The following is a 21388-nucleotide window of genomic DNA, read 5'->3' as shown; positions in this document are numbered from 1 at the left end:
AGATAATTTATTATATTTTATTCTATCTGAATTTTATTTTCTCTGGCATAATAAAATAAATACTGCTGCGCAAATCCTGATAATTCCCTAAATTTATCCCGGCCAAAGTCTCTTATCTTTTTCAGGGAAACATCTGGTGCCATATAGAAATATATCATAGCCTTTTTTACCCACACATCAACTGGAAAAGCTGTATATTTTTCCATTGAAAATAACATAATACAATCTGCCACCTTAGGCCCGATACCCATAAAATTCTGGAGTGCCTTATGACAATCATCATCATCTAACTTTTTAATTGTTTTTAAGTCAAATTGTTTATACTCTTCTTTATTGCTTTCATATATCTTTTCTACGGTATCTGCTATATATCTGGCCCTGAAACCAACTCCGCAATTTTGCAGATCCTCTAAAGATGCATTCTTTAATGACTGTATAGTTGGAAATGTATAATATTTTTCACCTTTGTAAATTATCTCACTGCCCCATTTTTTACTTATATTTTCTATAGCTCTCTTAATCATTGGGATTCTGTTATTAGATGAAATAATAAATGATACAGTTAGTTCAAATTCATCCTGCTGAAGCAGCCTTATACCATATCCGAAGTCCACTGCTTTCTGCAATAATGGGTCTTTGCTGAGAGTTTCTTTTACAGCACTATAATCTCTATTTAAATCAAAATAATTAATCCATAATTCATTGAACTCTTTCATACTTGTATTGTATATGTATAAATCATTTTCCTTTTTTTCTACCTCAATTACCCTGCCCAGAGCCACCCCTATATAGCTGCCATTTGCCTGCATGTTCCACCTGAAGCATTGCCCGCAATCAAATACATGGGGTAATTCAAAATTTTTCACAGATGTTACTTTAACACCATTTTCAATACTTTCTGCACTATGAAAATCCATTCTATTTACCTCTCTTTTTATAAAACATTTATATGTTTATTACCATTAAGATCCCAATTAAATCAATGTTCATTTTATGTATAATATTTTGTGCATTTACATAATAATAATCTATTAACATTATTTGAAAGGATCCTAAAGATGAAAAATCTAAATTTATGGCAAAAACTTATTATTATAATCAGCATAGTATTTTTAGTATCAGATGCTGTATCTACTGTATTATCTATGCTAAACCTATCAAGCTGATAAATTTTATTATAACATATTATTTATTAAAGTATAATAAATATAACTATAAAAAAAACTGAGTATTATAACTCAGTTTTTTTATTTTAAAATTATTTTGCGTAATTGTGGAATCCTCTTCCAGTCTTCCTTCCAAGCCATCCAGCTCTTACATATTTTCTTAATAGTGGATTAGCTCTATATTTAGAATCTCCAGTTTCCTTATATAATACATCCATTATAGCTAAGCATACATCCAATCCTATTAAATCGCCTAAAGCTAATGGTCCCATTGGATGATTTGCTCCCAGCATCATTGCCTTATCTATATCATCAGCAGATGCTATGCCCTCAGCCATAATGCCAACTGCTTCATTGATCATTGGTATTAATATTCTGTTTACAACGAAGCCTGGAGCCTCAGCTACCTCAATAGGGTCTTTTCCTATTGAAACTGCTGTTTCCTTTACTTTATCAAAGGTTTCCTGAGATGTAGCCATTCCTCTTATTATCTCTACCAATTTCATTACTGGAGCTGGATTAAAGAAATGCATTCCAATAACCTTATCTGGTCTTTTTGTTGCTGAAGCAACTTCTGTTATAGAAAGTGATGATGTATTTGAAGCAAGTATTGTTTCTGGTTTGCAGACTTTATCTAATTCTGCAAATATCTCTTTCTTAATTTTCATATTTTCAACTGCAGCTTCAACAACTAAGTCGCAGTCCTCTGCTAAATTCATATCAACTGTTCCGCTTATTCTTGAAAGAATAGCTTCTGCATCCTTTTGAGTTAATTTTCCTTTAGTAACTAATTTATCATATGACTTTTTTATATTAGCTAATCCTCTGTCTACAAATTCATCTTTAATATCCCTTATTATTACTTCATTTCCCTTTGCTGCAAATGCCTGAGCTATTCCAGCTCCCATTGTGCCTGCACCAATTACAAATATTTTTTTCATATTTGTCCCTCCTAAAATCAAATTTTAATTGATAACATTATGTTAATATATATTTTTAATTTTTAGCAGCTTTAATCTGTGCTATTAGCTCAGGTACTACTTTCCTGTAGTCTCCTACTATGCCAAGGTCTGCTATCTGCATTATTGCAGCACTTTCATCCTTGTTTATAGCTATTATATAGTCACTGTCCTGCATTCCTGCCAAATGCTGGATTGCTCCTGAGATTCCTACTGCTATATATACATTAGGTCTTACAGTCTTACCTGTCTGTCCTACCTGATATGCTTTATCTATCCATCCATTATCTATGGCTGCCCTTGAGCCTGCTATTGTTCCATCCATTACATCTGCAAGTTCCTTTAAAAGGTCAAAGCCTTCCTTGCTTCCAAGTCCTCTGCCTCCTGAAACTATTACCTTTGCTTCTCCTATATCTGCTACATCCTTTGCAAGCTTAACAACATCTTCTACTTTTGTTCTTATATCACTGTCTTTTAAGTCTGCATGTATCTTTTCTATTTCACCTTTTCTTGAAGTATCCTTTTGAAGTTTTTCAAATACTCCAGGTCTTACTGTGGACATCTGTGGTCTGTGGTCACCGCATACTATTGTTGCCATAAGATTTCCGCCGAAGGCTGGTCTTGTCATAAGAAGATTCTTTGTTTCAGAATCAACATCAAGTGATGTACAGTCTGCTGTTAATCCTGTCTTTAATCTTGCAGACACTCTTGGTCCCAGATCTCTTCCTACAAATGTTGCTCCTACAAGTATGACTTCAGGTTTTCTTTCATTTACAAGATCACATATGACCTTTGCATATCCATCTGTTGTATAATGCTTTAATAAAGGATTATCTGCATATATTACCTTATCAGCACCATAGGCTATAAGCGTTTCTGCCATATCATCTGCCTGGCTTCCAAGCAGCAGTGCTGTAAGCTGTACTCCTAATTTATCTGCTAAATCTTTTCCTTTTCCAAGTAACTCTAAAGATACCTTCTGCAGCTTTCCGTCTCTTTGCTCTGCAAATACCCATACACCTTTATAATCTGCTATATTCATTCTAAATCCCTCCTATATATTAGATATAGTGTTTCTCTTTTAATTTTGAAACTGCATATGCTGCTGCTTCTTTAGCCGGCATATTTATCTTTTCTCCTGCACCTTTTGCTTCTTTTGTAGCTGATTTCTTTACTTTTGTTGGTGATCCAGCTAAACCAAGAAGGGATCTGTCTACATCTATATCATTTGCAGACCAAACTTTTACTTCCTTCTTAAAGGTTTCAAATATGTTTGCCATATGCATATATCTAGGTACATTTAATTCCTTTATTGCTGTTAAAAGGACAGGTGTCTTTACTGCTATTACTTCATATCCATCTTCCCATGCTCTTCTAACCTTTAATTTATCTCCCTGTACTTCTACTTTCTCTACATAAGTTATCTGTGGGATATTTAAATGTTCTGCTAATTCTGGTCCAACCTGTGCTGTATCTCCATCTATTGCCTGTCTTCCTGCAAATACAATATCGTAATCAAGTTTCCTTAATGCTCCTGCAAGGGCATTTGACGTTGCCAGTGTATCTGCTCCTGCAAAGGCTCTGTCAGATATGAGAATAGCCTCATCGGCTCCCATTGCAAGTGATTCCCTTAATGCAGATTCTGCCTGTGGTGGTCCCATGCTTATTACTGTTACTTTGGCACCATATTGCTCTTTAAGCACTAATGCTTCTTCAAGTGCATTTTTATCATCAGGGTTGATTATTGATGGAACACCTTCTCTTATAAGAGTTCCTGTTTTTGGATCTATCTTAACTTCATTTGTATCTGGAACCTGTTTTAAGCAAACAACTATGTTCATTGTATAAGTCCTCCTTATTTAAATATATGGCCTGAAATTACTAATTTTTGAACCTGTGAAGTTCCTTCATAGATTTCAGTTATCTTAGCATCTCTCATCATTCTCTCTACTGGGTAATCCTTTGTATATCCATATCCGCCGAATATCTGAACTGCTTTAGTTGTAACATCCATTGCCACATTTGCTGCTATAAGCTTTGCTCTTGCAGCATCAACAGTATATGGAATTCCTTTGTCCTTATTGCATGCAGCCTTGTACACAAGATATCTTGCAGATTCTATTTCAACATCCATGTCAGCCATCATCCATGATAAGCCCTGGAACTTGCTTAATGGTCTTCCAAATTGTTTTCTTTCCTTCATATAATCTCTGGCTTCTTCAAATGCGCCTTCGGCTATTCCAAGTGCCTGAGCTGCTATACCAATTCTTCCTCCATCAAGGGTAGACATTGCTATACCAAATCCTTTTCCTTCTTTTCCAACAAGGTTCTCTACAGGTACTTCCACATCTTCAAAAATAAGCTCTGTGGTTGAAGATGCTCTTATTCCCATTTTATCCTCAACTTTTCCTATTGAAAAGCCTTTCATTCCCTTTTCAAGTATAAATCCGGATATTCCTTTAACGCCTTTGCTCCTGTCTGTCATTGCAAATACAACAAATATATCAGCAACTCCGCCGTTTGTTATGAATATCTTTGAACCATTAAGTACATAATGGTCGCCCTTTAATACAGCAAGGCTCTGCTGTCCAGCTGCATCTGTTCCTGCATTAGGCTCTGTTAAGCCAAATGCACCTAATTTTTCTCCTTTAGCAAGTGGGATTAAATATTTCTGTTTTTGTGCTTCTGTGCCGTATTTATCAAGTAATGATGCACACAAAGATGTATGAGCTGATAAGATTACTCCTGTTGAGGCGCATACCTTTGACAGTTCTTCAACAGCAAGTATGTATGACAGTGTGTCTCCGCCTGCTCCGCCGTACTCTTTTGAAAATGGTATTCCCATCATACCGTATTTAGCCATTTTTTCTACTGTTTCCTTTGGAAATCTTTCTGTGGCATCTATATCTGCTGCTATTGGCTTAACTTCATTTTCAGCAAATTCCCTTACCATCTTCTGTACAAATTCCTGTTCTCTAGTCAATTGAAAATCCATTATACGTAGCCTCCTATCTATTATTAAAACTCTTTTCCCTTTTCTCTACAAAAGCAGTCATGCCTTCTTTTTGATCTTCTGTTGAGAAGCATTCTCCAAACACTTCTGATTCATAAGCTGTTGCTGTATCTATATCACATTGAATGCCTCTATTTATTGCAGATTTACATAACTTAACTGCTATTGGAGCTTGAGCAGTAATAGTATTTGCAAGTTCCTTAGCTTCATCCATTAATTTTTCCGGTTCAACTACTTTGTTAACCAGACCTATTCTATATGCTTCGTCAGCTTTAATAACTTTAGCTGTATAAATAAGTTCTTTTGCAGCTCCAAGTCCTACTAATCTTGCTAATCTTTGAGTTCCTCCAAATCCTGGTGTTATACCAAGACCAACTTCAGGCTGACCAAATTTTGCCTTGGTTGAAGCAATCCTTATATCACAACTCATAGCTAATTCACAGCCGCCGCCTAGTGCAAAACCATTGACAGCTGCAATAACAGGCTTGTCTAAATTTTCTAGTCTTCTAAATACCTTGTTACCCAATATTCCAAAATTTCTTCCCTCAATACTGGATAAGTCCTTCATTTCAGTGATATCAGCCCCTGCAACAAATGCTTTTTCACCTTCACCAGTTAAAATAACTGCAAATATATTTTTGTCATGCTCTAATTCTGTTATAACAATATCTAACTCTTTTAATGTTTCTGTGTTTAATGCATTTAATGCCTTTGGTCGATTAATTTTAACCACTGCAATTTTGCCACTCTTTTCAAGAACTACATTATTAAATTCCATAAATAAATCCTCCTCGAAAATACTCTAATCCTGTTAAATAAATAACGGCAAATTGTTAATTATATAACAAGGTTATATAAAAATAATTAGAAGCACAACGCCTCTAATTACTATTATATACTGTAAAACCTTATATGACAACAATAAACTTATAGAAATATCCATTTATTTTTGATATTTTTATGATTAACTTTTAACTAAAATTCGACAAATTTATGCAAAACATGACATTATATGTCATTTAGCAGGCAAGTTAAAGTCAGCAAGCTATCACTTAAATGAACATCTTCAACTTTAATTTCCTCAGGAACAATTAAATCAATTGGTGCAAAGTTCCATATTGCTTTAACTCCGGCTTTAATAAGTGTATCACATACTTTTTGCGCATTATTTCTTGGAACGCAGATTATGCCAATATCCAGCTTATTTTTTTCAGAAAACTCCTGCAGATAGTCTATATCCATAATTTCTACATCTCTGATTTTTAATCCAATAAGTTTTGGATTTATGTCAAATATTGATACAATATTAAAACCTAACTTTTGAAAATCAGAATAATTTGCTAAAGCCTGACCAATATTTCCGGCACCTACTATTATGGTTTTGTATTCTCTTGTAAGGCCTAAAATATTACTAATCTGATTATGTAATTCTTTAACATTGTAGCCATAACCCTGCTGTCCAAAGTCCCCAAAGTTATTTAAGTCCTGCCTTATCTGTGAAGCTGTAAACCCTATTTTTTCGCTTAATTCCTTAGATGATATTCTGTCTACTTCATTTTGCATAAGTTCATCTAAATATCTATGGTATTTTGGTAATCTTTTAATCACCGCCATAGAAATATTCTTCTTTTTATCCATATCGCACCTCATATCTAAACTTTAATTTAAACTACATTTATACTAATTATAGCATATTATTTATTTTACATAATAATTATAGTATCCCTATTTAAGCATAGTGTCAATAATTTGTGACTCATACAACTAATTATAGTACAATTGTATTGTATTGTAAGTAAATAAGCTTACATTTTCATTATAGCCAGAAATTAATAAAAATATATTTTAATTTCATATGGAACTTTAGTATAATTATTTTGAGGCAGGTGGATGTAATGATTGTTTTAAGCAGTAAGGACTTAAATAAAAGTTATGGAATAGATGTAGTTTTAGATAAAGTTACTTTTAATATAAATGAAGGAGAAAAAGTAGGCCTGATTGGTCCAAATGGAGCCGGGAAATCAACATTATTTAAAATTTTAACTGGCAGTTTAGAGCAGGATCATGGCGATCTATTTATTGATAAATCTAAAACAGTAGGATATTTAGCACAGCATCTTTCTTTAGAAACAACAAATACCATATATGATGAGCTGCTCACAGTTTTTAGTGATCTTTTGCAGCTGGAAAGTAAAATTAAAAAATTAGAACAGAAAATGAATGAGCCCTATGACTCTTCTAAAGAAGAATACCACAATAAAATAATCAAAGAATATACTACATTATTTGAAGTATATAAAAACAGAGGCGGCTATACCTATAAGGGTGATATAAACAGAGTTCTTCAGGGACTAGGCTTTACAGAAGATGATTTTAATAAATCTATAAGCATACTAAGCGGCGGTCAGAAAACAAGAGTGGCCTTATGTAAGCTGCTTTTAATAAAGCCTGATATACTTCTTCTGGATGAGCCTACAAATCATTTGGATCTGGATGCAATTGAATGGCTGGAAGAATATCTGAAGTCATATAAAGGTACTGTAATAATAATATCTCATGACAGATTTTTTCTTGATTCCATTACAACCAGAACATTTGAATTAATTAATGGCCATGTAAATTGTTATAATGGAAATTATTCTAACTGCATATTGGAAAAAGAGAAAAATTATGAAGTCCAAATGAAGGCATTTGAAAATCAGCAAAAGGAAATAAAAAGGCAGGAAGAAATCATTGAAAGATATAGATCCTTCAATAGGGAAAAAAGCATAAAAGCTGCTGAAAGCAGACAAAAGGCTTTAGATAAAGTTGAAAAGCTTCAGGCTCCCGATAAGGATCCTTCAGCTTCTAGAATTTCCTTTGAAACTATGATTAAAAGCGGAAACGATGTACTTCACATTGAAAATTTAAGTAAATCTTTTGGCGAAAAACTGCTTTTTAGAAATCTTAATTTGGATTTGAAGAGAAGTGATAAGACTGCTTTAATTGGAGCAAACGGCAGAGGTAAAACTACATTGTTTAAAATGATACTGAATAATATAAACCCTGACAGCGGTACTATATATTTAGGTAAAAATGTTTTTGTTGGTTATTATGATCAGGAACAATCAAATCTTCATCTTGATAAGAATATTTTAGATGAAGTATGGGATGACTTCCCTGATATGACAGTAACTCAGATAAGATCTTCCTTAGCAGCCTTTTTATTTTACGGGGATGATGTTTTTAAGAAAGTAGGAGATCTCAGCGGAGGCGAAAAATGCCGAATAAATCTATTAAAATTAATGCTGTCAAAGTCAAACTTTTTACTACTAGATGAACCAACAAACCATTTGGATATACCATCCAGGGAAGCACTTGAAGATGCACTGCTGTCCTATGACGGTACAGTATTAGTAATATCTCATGATAGATACTTTTTAAATAAAGTGGTTTCTAAAATTTATGAATTAAAAGAAGATGGTGTAAAAGAGTATTTAGGAAACTACTCCTATTATATTGAAAAGAAAACAAATCCATTAAGATTTCAGCAGATTCAGGAACAGGAAGGTAAAAGCAAGACACAAATACACGCTGAAAAAAGAAAAAAAAGAGAGCAGGAACAGCTTGAAAAACTACATAAGCAGCAGATAAAAGAGGTTGAAGAAGCAATTTCAAAAAATGAAAATGACATTGCTGAATTGCAGAAGCAATTATGCTTTGAAGAAGTATATTCAGATTTTGAAAAAAGTGAATCAGTTAATAAGCAGATTATTAAACTTCAGGATGAAGTTGATTCACTATATGATAAGTGGGAAGAACTTTCATTATAATATAAGAAAATGGTGGCAAAAGACCACCATTTTTTTATTCAAATAAAGTTATCAATTTACCGAACAGTTTCTCATTTTCCTTAATCTTATCTTCATTTCCCAATACACATATATTATTTTCTTTCATAAACTTTTCCATAAGTGGAGCAAAGCCTTTAATTGTATCCTGCCTTGTTTCCAGGACTTCATCTCTTTCCTTTTGAAGATCCTCAAATGAAATATGCCTTATATAGTACTCGTCTGCCCTTTCACCCTTCATTTGAGGTGTCAGCGGCATATCAAAATCTGATATTGTTCCAATAATATATTTAGTCATTTCTCTGTTGTCAGCCTTAAAATTCTGCAGATATTCATATATTTTATTATAAACATCCAATGTAGTATCTAAGTTTGGATCTCTATATGAGGTTACAAACAAATTGCCATTTCTTTTAAATCCACTAAAACATCCATATGCACCGCCCTGAACCCTTACTTTATTCCATAGGTAGTCATAATTAACTATAGATCTCAAAACCTGCATACTTCCTGAATAGTCAATTCCAAACTTTGAAAAATTCATGGCTTTTGCTACATATTGAACTTTACTTGATGTCATTAATCCTTCATTATCTGGCTCTAATTTAAATTCATATTTATTTTCTGCAAGTCTGTCAAAGTTTAGATCCTTATAAATTAAATTAATATTATCTTCAACTTTTTCAATATGTGCCTTTTCTGCTGTTATACTGACCATTAAATTATTCTTATTAAAAATACAGTTTGAAACTTTATAAAGATTTTTCTTTAATGATTCAAAGTTATCATGAAAATTAGCAGCCAAATCCGAAATAAACTTATAAAATGAAACACCTGTTAAGTATTCATTATATCTTCCTACCTGAGAACAGTAAGCCGTAGCTCTGCTTGCAGCCACTATGTGTCCCCTGTCAAACATTATCATTTCCAATCTGGATTTAATTTCTTCAATAATTTCCTTTAGTCTTTGTTCATCATCAAATTTACTATTCTTTATTATTTCATTTACAAGCTCTAAAGCCTTTCCAAGCTTATCCCCTAAATATTTCATTTTAACTGTAAAGTAAGGATAAAATATCTCATCCTTAGTGCTTTCTGAAAACACTTCAGCATTAAACCTGATTCCGCCTGTGACAATATTTATTTCATTAGATAAATCCTCATAATTATATTTATCGGTATTTACCTTTCCTAAAATCCCGGACAACAGTGCAATATAGGGAATTAAACTTTCCTCAACTGTGGAACTTTTAAAAAATAAGGAGTTATATATAATCTTATTTGTAAAGACATCATGCTCTAATATTTTTACATCATCTTTTCGGTTTTCAATTGTAGGCAGCTTCTCTACATTTTTATCTATATCATCAATAGATAATAAAGGTATTTTTTGAAGATTCTCAGTAGTATCTTTCTCACTTTGTCTTGTTTTTAGATTTTTAGTATGATTTATTAATTCTTCAATCTGGTCTTTTGATAAAGTACTTTTATACTTGGCAAGTTTCTCCTTTAACTGCTGAGTTTTATTTTCTGCAAGACCTTTTTCGGGTTTAATTATTACAACTGAACTATGTTTATTATTCAATATATACTTTTCAATTATTTTTTCAAAATAATTAGTCTTTAAGCCCCTCTTTATATTCTTCAAATACCCTTCATACTGAAGATTAATAAATGGATCTTCATCATATAACCAGCTGCCAAGGCATCTCATACTATATACTAATCCCTTTGGAAAGCTGTTATAGTCTGCTTCCCTAAGTTCAAATTCTTTAACATTTATAGCTGATTCAATTAATTTTTTATCTATTCCATTCTTTATTAATGAACTTAATGTGTCCTTTACCACTTTTTTAAATCTATCTTCTTCATTTTCATTAGAATTTTTAACCACTATACTGAAGAATGGCTGCAATATATCACTTTCATATGCTCCAAAAACATCCTTACCTAGGTTTTCTTTAATAAGTGCCTTTTTAAGAGGAGATGATGGTGTTTCAAGCAATATATATTCTAATATATCAAATGCTAATTCCAGCTCCGGATTGGTTTCCTTTCCTATTACATAATTTAAGCTCAAATAGGTTTTATCCATTTCTTTCTCCGAACTTGAAATAGGATAATTTACTTCAACCCTGTTCTGTTTAGTAAATGCATTTTCATATGGTATTTTGGAGTCTACATCTATTTTATCAAAGTTCTTCAGATAATTTTCATCAATAAATTTCAGTTTTTCTAATATATCCATTTTCCCATATAAAATTATAAATGAGTTAGATGGGTGATAATATTTTTTGTGAAAGTCTAAAAAACCCTGCTGAGTTAACTCAGGAATAACATCTGGATCTCCGCCAGATTCAACACCATATGGTGTATTTGGAAACAGTGACTGCTGAATCTTCCTGAAGAGTATGGATTCAGGCGATGCAAATGCGCCCTTCATCTCATTATAAACTACCCCTTTATAGGATAATTCTCCTTCTTCACTGTCTAATTCGTAATGCCAGCCTTCCTGCATCATTATCTCAGGATACTTGTATATATTTGGATAAAATACTGCGTCCAGATATACATCCATAAGATTGTTGAAATCCTTATTATTTCTGCTGGCTACAGGATACATTGTTTTATCTGGGAAAGTAAATGCATTTAAAAATGTATTTAAAGACCCCTTAATCAGCTCAACAAATGGCTCTTTTACCGGGAACTTCCTTGATCCGCAAAGTACTGAATGTTCGAGTATATGTGCTACACCTGTACTATCTTTTGGAGGTGTCCTAAATGCAATAGAAAACACCTTATTATCATCATCGTTTTCTATATGTATTAATTTAGCACCGCTCTTTTCATGTATAAATGTTTTGCCCTTTGATTTAAGTTCTGGTAAATCTTCTTCTTTTAAAAATTTAAATCCTGAATATATGTGATTTAATTGTAATTCCATAATTCCACTCCCTTCAAAATTAAAAAATATATGTTTAAAAAGCTTATAGCATTATATTCCAATTATATATTTTACATTATATAATTAGCTTTCCCTAAAAACAATAAAAAATTGTAAAAATTTAATTCCACTATATAAAATATAATGGAATTAAGCATATTATTTATTTGATTTTGACATAGCAGCTGTTTTTTCATAGCATTTTTCTACTGCTTCAATTACTGCTCCTCTGAAATTGTTCTTTTCCAAGGAATATACAGATTCAATAGTAGTGCCAGCAGGTGAGCATACAGCATCTTTTAATTCGCCTGGATGTTTACCAGTTTCCAGTACCATCTTTGCTGCTCCTAAAACGGCCTGAGCAGCAAATTTGTATGCTTTATCCCTAGGCATTCCTGTTAAAACTCCTCCATCAGCCAATGCTTCAATAAACATATAAACATATGCAGGTGAAGATCCGCTTATTCCTGGAACAGCATCCATTAATTTTTCTTCAATAACTTCTGCTCTTCCAAAGCTTTGAAGTATTTCAACTACTTCTTTTTTTTCTTTAGAATCCAGATTTGAATTAAAACTTACTGCAGTCATTGCTTCCATAACCACAGCCGGAGTATTTGGCATTATCCTTACAATTTTTTTATTTTTACCTAACTTTTTTTCCAGATAATCTATGGTAATTCCTGCTGCAATGCTTACAACTATCTTTTTTTCATCTATTGATCCTTTTATTTCTTCGGTTATTTCATTAAATTTATCAGGCTTTACTGCTAAGAAAACAATGTCTCCAAATTTTACAACGTCAATATTGTTACCACCCTTATTAATATTGAACTTTTGTGCAAAATCATCCAGCTTTCCTCTGCTTCTATTGCTGGCCATAATATTTTCTGCTGGAATAAGCTTAGAGGTAATAATCCCTGATATTATTGCCTGAGCCATATTCCCGCATCCTATAAAACCTATTCTTTTATTCACAATGAAACATCCCCTTAGAACTTTAATTTATAAACTGCTAACGCTGACCTAATTTTAAATTTGGTACAGCATTTAAATCTAAACCAGCTGTTTTTCCTTTTAAAAATTCAAAATAAGCAGCACTTCCAATCATAGCTGCATTGTCAGTACACAATATGGGATCAGGAAAAAGTACCTTTATTCCATTTTGTCTGCCTGTATTTATTAAAGTTTCCCTTAGGCAGGAATTAGATGCAACTCCTCCTGCTACAGCAATTTTATCAACATCTTTTAATCTACAGGCAGCCATAGCATTATCAACTAAAAAATCCACTACTGATTTTTGAAAGGAAGCTGCTACATCTGCTCTGTTAATTTCAAGTTTTTTCATTTTCATTTTATTTAAATAGTTCAGCACAGCAGACTTTACCCCGCTGAAGGAAAAGTCAAGACAGCTATTGTCATGGAAATTAGCCCTTGGAAATTTTATTGCATCGGGATTACCTTCCTTAGCAATTTTATCAATTTTAGGACCGCCTGGATATCCTAATCCTATAGCTCTTGCTACTTTGTCATAAGCCTCTCCAGCTGCATCATCTCTTGTCTGACCCATTATTTCAAAGTCTCCATAATCCTTCATATACACTATAAAAGTATGCCCTCCTGAAACCACAAGGCATACAAAAGGCGGCTGAAGATCTTTGTACTGAATAAAATTTGCACTTATATGTCCTTCTATATGATTTACTCCAATTAAAGGTTTATTTAATGCATAAGAAAGTCCTTTAGCATATTGTACACCAACCAGCAGGGCTCCCACAAGACCTGGCCCATATGTAACTCCAACAGCATCAATATCATTTAATTTAACATTTGCTTTGTCCAATGCCTCCTGAACAACTATGCTGATTGCTTCTATATGTTTTCTTGAAGCAACTTCAGGAACTACCCCTCCAAATTTAGTATGTATATCAATTTGTGAAGCTATTACATTTGATAAAACATTTCTTCCATCTATAACCACTGCAGCAGAAGTCTCATCGCAGCTGCTTTCTATTGCCAGAATTTTTAATCCTTCTTTCATTTTGTACCTCACCATTACATTTATTAAAAGTCCATAACATTGTTGTTATTTTGTTCAAAATAATTATACTTTAAGTAATAATTATAATCAACTTTCGGCTTTTTAATTGTGCTATAATGATTTTAGATATTTTAACACTAATACATAAGGAGCAGGCTATGGAATATAAATACGCCAGAATAATAGTTAAGGGTTCTCCCATTTCAAAATCTAATTTTAAGCTTTTTAATATACAAGGCAGAGCTATTCTTCCATACAATTCTGGTAAATATCATGATAGATATGCCATTTATGAAGAAGAAATTGCTTATGAGGCAAGAATACAAAACCCTGGAATAACACTTAAGGAATCCTTAATTGCTGTATTAAAGGTTTATTATAAAAGCAGCAAAAGGCATCCAGATACAAATAATATAACAAAGAGTATTTTTGACGGCATTGAAAAAAGCGGACTCATAGTAAATGATGCTCAAGTCAGGAGACTGGTTATTGAGGAGTTTTATGATAAAGAAAACCCCAGATTTGAACTTGAACTTTTTGCTGAAAGCTCATATTCAGTGAATTACTCTATTGAAAAAAAGTGTAATGATGATGTGCCAATCAATTATTCTGCACCTCCAAACAGGAAAAGCAAGATTCCTGCTTCATATAGACAAAAAGCCTTACCTAAAAGTCCAAAGAAAGGTTATTTGAAGTGTCAGGTTTGCGGTAAATCAGTTACAAATGATAATTGTATTTCTGCTAACTCTGGATCAATGCTTATATGCAGGGATTGTTTTAAAAAATTGTTTTAAAAGGCCCCTTCTTTTTAAAAGAAAGGGCCTTCAATATTAGTTTTTCTTATCAATGTTCTTAGTAGCAATTATATCTACACCAGTATCAAATATGTTTTTAAGCACTACATCTCCAATATTAACAGGTGCTTTTATAGTTACATCTTTTAACAGCCTTATTACATCATATACTTTTTCCTTTGGAATGTCTCTTTCTGTTTTAACTGATGCAACAGTTTCCACTCCGCCTTCAACAGCTACAGAAGAGGTTACGATTCTCGTTGGATTAGTACATTCTTTTGCTCCATAATCTTTTCCTCTAGGGCATGTGTTCCCTGTAACCTTCACAACTTCAGTTCCATCAAGCTGCACTTCAAGAATACAGCCCATAGGACATCCAATACATGTTAATTCTCTAGTAGTCATACAATTACTCCCCCTCTACTTTTATAGTTATCCTTTTACAATTAGGATATTTTTCAAAATGAGCTTTTGTTAATTTAACTGTTTCCATTTCTCCAGGAGTGAGTATTCTCTTCTTTATATGCATTTCACGAGCATCATCAAAATATACTGATATATAACTATCTTTGTACACATTTCCTACCCTGAATCTTACATCTAAAACTTTGTCTACATTATTAACATTTATATATTTAGGGACAGTATATCTAACTCCATCTGTTGCTATAACTTCAATTTTTTCTCCTTTGCAGCTTTTTCCTCTTATGTATTCAGCTGCACTTTTACCAGCGTTAATACTTTCTGTTGTTACATTATCCACCAGATCATGAACATGAAGCACATTTCCGCAGGCAAATATACCTTCAATGCTTGTTTGTAAGCTTTCGTCTACTTCTGCTCCTCCAGTAACTTTTGAAAGTTTTACTTCAGCCTTTCTTGAAAGTTCATTTTCTGGAAGAAGCCCAACTGAAAGAAGTAATGTATCACATGGTATATATTGTTCTGTTCCTTTAACAGGCTTTCTGTCCTTACCTATCTTTGCAATGGTAACTCCTTCAAGCCTGTCTTTTCCTTTTATATCTATAACTGTATGTGACAATAATAAAGGAATATTAAAATCATCAAGACACTGAACTATATTTCTCTTTAGGCCGCTGGAATATGGCATAAGTTCAACTACTGCCTTAACCTTTGCCCCCTCTAATGTCATTCTTCTTGCCATTATTAATCCTATATCTCCTGATCCTAATATGACAACTTCTTTTCCTGGCATATAGCCTTCTACGTTAACGAACTTCTGAGCTGTGCCAGCTGTATATATACCTGCACATCTGCTTCCAGGAATATTTATTGCCCCTCTTGGTCTTTCTCTGCATCCCATAGCCAATATAACTGCTTTTGCTTTTATTTCAATAATTCCATCATCTTCATTTACTGCAGTAATGACCTTATCCTTGTTTAAATCAAGTACCATAGTATTCAATTTATATGGTATCTTCATTTCTTCAACCTTATCTATAAAACGCTGTGCATATTCCGGTCCAGTAAGCTCCTCTTTAAAGGTATGAAGACCGAAACCATTATGAATACACTGATTAAGTATTCCCCCAAGCTGATTATCTCTTTCTAATATTAGAATATTATCTATTCCCTGTTCTTTAACGGAGACAGCCGCAGCCAAACCTGCCGGCCCTCCTCCTATAATAACTATATCGTATTCCTGCATACTAAAACCTCCAAAAATATGAATATTTTATACCCTGATAAATCACTTAACCTGCTCTTTATCCTTTCCAATTAATATATTGGAATGTCCGCCAAATTTAGTTATATCTGTTCTCTCAACTTTCAATTCCCTGGCTAATATGTCCACTACCCTTGGGCTGCAGAATCCAGACTGGCATCTTCCCATTCCAGCCCTGGTTCTCTTTTTTACTCCATCCAGAGTTCTTGCTCCAAGTGGTCTGTGAATTGCATTAACAATTTCACCTTCAGTTACTGTTTCACATCTACATATTATCTTACCATATTGAGGATTCTCTGCTATGAGTTTTCTTCTTTCTTCATTACTTAATTCTCTAAATTTAGGGACCCCTTTTCTAATAGGGTTAAAGTTTTCATTTTTCCTTGGATTTAATTTTTTAACTATGATTTCTTCAATCATCTCCCCAATAGCCGGAGAACTTGTTAAACCTGGGGATTCAATACCAGCTGCATTAATAAAGTTTGGAGCATCTTCTACTTCTCCAATAATGAAATCCCCGCCAGTATGAGCTCTGAGCCCTGCAAAAGAAGTTATTACATCTCTCATAGGAATATCCTTTACACTTTTTCTTGCTTTACTAATAATAAAATCCAAGCCCTCCTGTGTAGTTTCCAAATCATACTTATCTTCCAGATCCTCTGCATCAGGACCTACTAATAAGTTTCCATCTACTGTAGGGGTAACCAGTACTCCCTTTCCCAGTTTAGTAGGAAGCTGAAACAATGTACTTTTTATCATGCTGCCATCAACTTTATCAAAAAGGCAATATTGCCCTCTTCTTGGAATTATTTTAATTTTCTTTTCACTTACAAAATTATTCATCACATCAGAGAAAATTCCAGCTGCATTAATAACAATTTTACTTTCAATGTTTCCTTTATTTGTTTCAATAATATATTTATCTTTCTCTTTAATAATATTCACTACTTCTGTTTCCAGTTTGAATTCAACGCCATTTGTGAAAGCGTTTTCTGCTAAAGCTATTGTCATTTCATAAGGACACACTATTCCTCCAGTTGGAAAGAATAGAGCTGCTACAACTTCGTCCGAAAGATTTGGCTCTTTCTCCAATGCCTGTTGTCTGTTTAAAAACTCCAATTTAACTCCGTTAGCTATTCCCCTTTTTGAATATTCTTTTAACTCAGGTATCTCATCTTCACTTAAACACAATACAAATGATCCATTTCTTTTAAATGGGAAATCAAGTTCTTCAGAAAGCTTATCAAACATTGCATTTCCCCGTACATTTAGCTTTGCCTTTAATGTACCTGGAATTGGGTCTTCTCCTGGATGCACAATGGCACTGTTAGCCTTAGATGTACCAGATGCTACATCATTATCTTTTTCCAATACACATACACTTAAATCATATTTTGATAACGCCCTTGCAATACTACAGCCTACTACCCCTGCACCAATAATAGTGATATCATACATTTAACATACCTCCTTTAAAAACAAAAAGAGCCAAATAAAAGGTGTTAACACCATTTACCTGGCTCTCATTACTCTGCCAATAAAATATTCTATTTCATGTAATATAATAGCACAATTCAATGCTTTATTCAAGTATAGCATAAAATAAAATTAGCTTTTCACAACTTTTTTTAACACATTAACAGCTTCCCCACTGATTTTACCTTTGTTAACTGAGTCATCTAGTATACTGAATGCTTTTGCTTCACTCATACCTGGTCTGTATGGCCTGTTTTCAGTTAAGGCCTGATACATGTCACAAACTCCCATTAATCTTTCTTCTTTCGAAAGAGAGCTTCCTGAAATTCCCAAAGGATATCCGCTGCCATCTAATTTCTCATGGTGATTTGCTGCCCAGTCAGTAATTTCACTAAGTCCATCTACCTGAGATAATATGTATCTTGTATAATATGTATGAGATCTTATTACAGTATATTCATCATCAGTAAGTTTCCCGGGCTTGTTCAGTATGGAATTTGGTATTCTCAATTTACCAATGTCGTGGAGTAAAGCTGCTGCTTCCAATTTAGTTCTTTTTTCTTCATCACAATTCAAATAACCTGATATTTTATTAATCAGTTTAGCCAAACCTGATGAATGGGTATATGTAAAAGGGCTTTTAGAATCTATTATATCAGCAAACACCCATGCAATATCCCTTAACTCTTTCCAGCTGATGTTCAGTGATACTTCAGGGATAATATCTGAAATAATTTTAGGGTTTACACCAATGTTTTCAACATCAAGCCAAAATCTGTCCTTGCTTTGTACATCTATAAATATATCAATTAAATGTGGATTAAAAATAACATCCTTCTTTTTATTCATCCATTCAGCTATGTGCTTCCTTTGTGTAAAATTATTTTTATCATCATCATATAACACATCAAAGGCATCAGCAGTTCTGATAATTTGAGCTAATATTGGGATCTCATTGCCAGTGAGGCCAAAATGTCCGCTGCCATCATAATTTTCATGGTGATACTTAACAGCCAGTGATGCTTCCTCATCCATAAAAGGAAAATTCTTTATCAAAGTGCTTCCCTTAACGGAGTGTTTATACATTTGAACTTTGTCACTATGAGCTTCTTCAATATAAAATGATGCACCTATGTCATGTAATGAAGTCACAAAAAATGCCTTTTTCAAAAATTCACTATCTGAGGATATCTGTTTACTTAAACGTTCCGCCACATAAGCCGTTCTTTTCGAATGGTTTGTAAACTTTCCATTCTTTTTCTTTATACTTTGGAATGCATTCAGATAACTATCATCATAAAAAAAACCGGTCTCGGCAAAGTCTATTGACGTGGAAAAAGCAGAAATCAATTGAAATAGATTAATATTGTCCATTAAAGCTTCACCTCGTAAAATATTTTTCCAGCAAAAAAAATAGATATCAGCCCTTTGCTAATATCTATTTAGTCCAATATCTGGCAGGGGTAGTAGGTCTCGAACCTACAACCAACGGTTTTGGAGACCGCTACTCTACCAACTGAGCTATACCCCTAAGACATGAATAATTATATCCCATAAAATCTATATTTGCAATACCTTTTATGAAATATTGTGATATTTGTTTTACAAATATAGATTTATCATGGCTGCTTATCTACTGAATTTTAAATCCTGCTTCACGTACTTTTGCCAGTATACCATCAAAATTATCAGTTCGTATTCTCATTACAATTTCTTTTACATCAGTTACACTTTTAGGATCTACCACTACAAAGCTTAAAATATCCCCTTCATTTTCAGATATTATCTTTGTCAGCTTTGACACCTGGCCAGGTATATCATAAGCTATGACTGCCAGTCTTCTTCCTTTATTCAATCCAAATAATTCTGTAAACTCATGAAATATTGCATGATGTGTTACTATACCTTTAAATTTCCCCTGATTATCAACTACTGCTACAAAGGCAATATTATTTGTCTCTAAAAAATGTGATGCCTGTTCAACCTGATCCAGTGGGGTCACCTTTTGAATATTAGTTCTCATGACATTCTCAACTTTAAAATCTGATAATAGGCACTTCTTATCTGGACACTTATCATAGTAAAATTCATAAATATCACTTTTTGAAATTGCGCCATAAAATTTATCGTCTTCTACAACTGGGACAGAAAGAAATTTGTTTTCTTCAATTACCTTAAGAGCTTTTTCTATTGAATCTTTCGGTGAAACAGTAACCAGTTTTTCTTTTAAAAGCATTAGATTTGTTACAAACATGATAATACCTCCCATTTCCTAATAAAAATAAAAGTATTTTATAGTAGAAAATTTATGTATATTATTGTTTTGGCTCTATTAAATCAACTGCCTTTTTTAATTCCTCAGTATTCTTTTTAATTAAGTTCAGGCAATTAAAGCTGCTTTCCTGAAGATTCCACTTAACAGTAGTCATATCATATTTTTTAATAATATCTTCATTTGCCTTTAGGTAATTATCATCTGCATATAGAAATATTATCTTATTATTGTTTTTAAAACTATCATCTAACTTTTGAAGGGTTGCTGGATCAGATATTATTTGATCCTTGTCGGATCCTGTCATATCAGCCTTAATCTGCTTTAATGAAGTATATTTTAGATAATAATCCATGTAATCTTCACATGTTAAGATTGTAATATTTTTAGAAGCATCTGATAAATCTTTTATGCTTTTTTGAATGGGTTCTATTTTTTTCATGGCACTGTCAAAATTTTTTTCATATATATCCCTGTTTTTAGGGTCTCTGTCTTCAACCGCGTTTTTAATATTACTTAACGCAATTTTATAATCATCTAAATTAAGAAAGTAATAAGGATTTTCTTTAACTGTTATGTCTCCATATTTAACTTCTTTTGAAAGCATATTCAGCTTAATTCCCCTGGATGCATTTATAATTCCTACCTTACTTTTACTTAGCTTATCGGTAAAGCTGTTAGCCCATGGTTCATAACTGGCTCCAAAATAAATAAATAAATCCTCATTGCTGACATTTGATATACTATCATCTGAAAATTTAAATGTTAAGCCGCTGTTTCTATCCTGAAACATATAATCTACAAAATGTCTATCCTTTACAATTTCTTTTGTTAAATTTGCAAGGGTCTTATCGCTTACCATTATATTTAAAACAACATCAGTATCGTTACTTTTAACAGTATCAGGGACAGTTTTATCATCTGTAACTTTAGATGAGCATGCAGTAATAATTATTAACACGATTACTATAGTTAATGCCGTAATTATTAATTTAGTTCTAAATTTATTACCACTATTCAATTTTCTCACTCCAAATGCTATAGTAATTCCAAATTTATGTTATCTTATATTATATTTTACATAAATTAATGTAACAATGCAATTAAATATTTTATTAAGCATTAAATTAATTGACTTGCTTATATTATACTATTGTATTACTATAAATTTTAGTAATACTTTGAAAGAAAATATTTACTTTATATATT

18 protein-coding genes and 1 tRNA gene are annotated in these 21388 nt (G+C 32.8%); 2 read left to right on the top strand and 17 right to left on the bottom strand.

The window, feature by feature from the left end; all coding sequences use genetic code 11:
• Positions 1–17 precede the first annotated feature (17 nt).
• The 7 genes from EQM05_RS02950 to EQM05_RS02920 all read right to left on the bottom strand — a co-directional run bounded on the left by EQM05_RS02950 (position 18) and on the right by EQM05_RS02920 (position 6776).
• Entirely contained in the window at positions 18–917 is a 900-nt protein-coding gene (locus tag EQM05_RS02950) for a DNA glycosylase (RefSeq protein ID WP_128748664.1), read from the bottom strand.
• A 341-nt stretch (positions 918–1258) separates the two neighbouring features.
• On the bottom strand, positions 1259–2107 hold the full coding sequence (locus tag EQM05_RS02945; protein ID WP_128748663.1) for a 3-hydroxybutyryl-CoA dehydrogenase: 849 nt from the start codon (positions 2105–2107) through the stop codon (positions 1259–1261).
• Between the two features lie 55 nt (positions 2108–2162).
• Complete coding sequence (locus EQM05_RS02940; RefSeq protein WP_128748662.1) at positions 2163–3167, bottom strand: electron transfer flavoprotein subunit alpha/FixB family protein; 1005 nt, start codon at positions 3165–3167, stop codon at positions 2163–2165.
• Between the two features lie 19 nt (positions 3168–3186).
• Positions 3187–3966 carry an electron transfer flavoprotein subunit beta/FixA family protein gene (locus tag EQM05_RS02935; RefSeq protein WP_128748661.1) on the bottom strand — a complete coding sequence of 260 codons (780 nt, stop codon included), beginning with the start codon at positions 3964–3966 and terminating at the stop codon, positions 3187–3189.
• A 14-nt stretch (positions 3967–3980) separates the two neighbouring features.
• Entirely contained in the window at positions 3981–5120 is a 1140-nt protein-coding gene (locus EQM05_RS02930; RefSeq protein ID WP_128748660.1) for an acyl-CoA dehydrogenase, read from the bottom strand.
• A 13-nt stretch (positions 5121–5133) separates the two neighbouring features.
• A complete protein-coding gene (locus tag EQM05_RS02925) occupies positions 5134–5916 on the bottom strand; it encodes a short-chain-enoyl-CoA hydratase (protein WP_128748659.1) in 783 nt (260 codons plus the stop codon).
• A 230-nt stretch (positions 5917–6146) separates the two neighbouring features.
• A complete protein-coding gene (locus tag EQM05_RS02920; RefSeq protein WP_128748658.1) occupies positions 6147–6776 on the bottom strand; it encodes a redox-sensing transcriptional repressor Rex in 630 nt (209 codons plus the stop codon).
• Between the two features lie 257 nt (positions 6777–7033).
• Between EQM05_RS02920 and EQM05_RS02915 the strand changes: the two genes are divergently transcribed.
• Positions 7034–8950 (top strand): ABC-F family ATP-binding cassette domain-containing protein, encoded by a 1917-nt coding sequence (locus EQM05_RS02915; protein WP_128748657.1) that lies wholly within the window; start codon positions 7034–7036, stop codon positions 8948–8950.
• A gap of 34 nt (positions 8951–8984) precedes the next feature.
• Here the strand turns inward: EQM05_RS02915 and EQM05_RS02910 are convergent, their stop codons facing one another.
• The 3 genes from EQM05_RS02910 to tsaD form a co-directional block, all read right to left on the bottom strand.
• Entirely contained in the window at positions 8985–11912 is a 2928-nt protein-coding gene (locus tag EQM05_RS02910) for an insulinase family protein (RefSeq protein ID WP_128748656.1), read from the bottom strand.
• A 159-nt stretch (positions 11913–12071) separates the two neighbouring features.
• Complete coding sequence (gene proC / locus EQM05_RS02905) at positions 12072–12887, bottom strand: pyrroline-5-carboxylate reductase (RefSeq protein WP_128748655.1); 816 nt, start codon at positions 12885–12887, stop codon at positions 12072–12074.
• 37 nt (positions 12888–12924) lie between these two features.
• The gene (gene tsaD, locus EQM05_RS02900) at positions 12925–13950 is read right to left on the bottom strand and encodes a tRNA (adenosine(37)-N6)-threonylcarbamoyltransferase complex transferase subunit TsaD (RefSeq protein WP_128748654.1); all 1026 of its coding nucleotides are present in this window, start codon (positions 13948–13950) and stop codon (positions 12925–12927) included.
• Positions 13951–14108: 158 nt separating this feature from the next.
• On the opposite strand from tsaD, the gene EQM05_RS02895 reads away from it, so the two are divergent.
• On the top strand, positions 14109–14744 hold the full coding sequence (locus tag EQM05_RS02895; RefSeq protein ID WP_128748653.1) for a RusA family crossover junction endodeoxyribonuclease: 636 nt from the start codon (positions 14109–14111) through the stop codon (positions 14742–14744).
• Between the two features lie 36 nt (positions 14745–14780).
• Here the strand turns inward: EQM05_RS02895 and EQM05_RS02890 are convergent, their stop codons facing one another.
• The 7 genes from EQM05_RS02890 to EQM05_RS02860 form a co-directional block, all read right to left on the bottom strand.
• Positions 14781–15149, bottom strand: a complete 369-nt coding sequence (locus EQM05_RS02890; protein WP_128748652.1) for a DUF1667 domain-containing protein — start codon at positions 15147–15149, stop codon at positions 14781–14783.
• 4 nt (positions 15150–15153) lie between these two features.
• The gene (locus tag EQM05_RS02885) at positions 15154–16413 is read right to left on the bottom strand and encodes an FAD-dependent oxidoreductase (RefSeq protein ID WP_128748651.1); all 1260 of its coding nucleotides are present in this window, start codon (positions 16411–16413) and stop codon (positions 15154–15156) included.
• 42 nt (positions 16414–16455) lie between these two features.
• Positions 16456–17889: an NAD(P)/FAD-dependent oxidoreductase gene (locus EQM05_RS02880; protein WP_128748650.1), complete on the bottom strand. Its 1434-nt coding sequence runs from the start codon at positions 17887–17889 to the stop codon at positions 16456–16458.
• 150 nt (positions 17890–18039) lie between these two features.
• Complete coding sequence (locus tag EQM05_RS02875; protein ID WP_128748649.1) at positions 18040–19281, bottom strand: HD domain-containing phosphohydrolase; 1242 nt, start codon at positions 19279–19281, stop codon at positions 18040–18042.
• Between the two features lie 81 nt (positions 19282–19362).
• Positions 19363–19438 (bottom strand) — tRNA-Trp (locus EQM05_RS02870).
• 102 nt (positions 19439–19540) lie between these two features.
• A complete protein-coding gene (locus tag EQM05_RS02865) occupies positions 19541–20161 on the bottom strand; it encodes a CBS domain-containing protein (RefSeq protein WP_128748648.1) in 621 nt (206 codons plus the stop codon).
• A gap of 61 nt (positions 20162–20222) precedes the next feature.
• Positions 20223–21200 (bottom strand): zinc ABC transporter substrate-binding protein, encoded by a 978-nt coding sequence (locus EQM05_RS02860; RefSeq protein WP_128748647.1) that lies wholly within the window; start codon positions 21198–21200, stop codon positions 20223–20225.
• Positions 21201–21388: the final 188 nt, after the last annotated feature.

The sequence above is a fragment of the Clostridium sp. JN-9 genome (genome assembly GCF_004103695.1).
GTDB lineage: Bacteria > Bacillota > Clostridia > Clostridiales > Clostridiaceae > JN-9.
The sequence above is the reverse complement of the archived record's forward strand: the minus strand, read 5'-3'. Positions and strand labels throughout refer to the sequence as shown.